Raw genomic sequence first — 314 nt, 5'->3', positions numbered from 1 at the left:
TCAGGCGCAGATCGGCCACCTGGCGCGCGATCGGGCCGACGACCTCGAAGTCCAGCAGCAGGATGGGCAGGCCATCGCCGCGGGCGATGGCGCCGATAGACGGCTTGAAGCCGGCCAGCCCGGCGTGCGAGGTCGGGCGGCGAATGGAGCCCCCACCGTCGGTACCCAGCGCCAGCGGCGTGCAGCCGGCGGCCACGCTGGCCACCGCGCCGCCGCTGGAGCCGCCCGGCGTCAGGGCCCGGTCCCAGGGGTTGCGGGTGACCCCGAACACCGGGTTGGCGGTGTACCCCTCCAGGGTGAACTCCGGCACATTG

Annotated in this window: 1 protein-coding gene; it reads right to left on the bottom strand. The window is 74.5% G+C overall.

The window, feature by feature from the left end:
• Window positions 1–314 (bottom strand): amidase family protein (locus tag QQK43_RS22280; RefSeq protein WP_284309510.1); only part of this gene is annotated, 314 nt, incomplete at both ends.

Source organism: Hydrogenophaga electricum, from assembly GCF_030160815.1.
In the GTDB taxonomy this organism is placed as follows: Bacteria; Pseudomonadota; Gammaproteobacteria; order Burkholderiales; family Burkholderiaceae_C; genus Hydrogenophaga; species Hydrogenophaga electricum.
The sequence above is the reverse complement of the archived record's forward strand: the minus strand, read 5'-3'. Positions and strand labels throughout refer to the sequence as shown.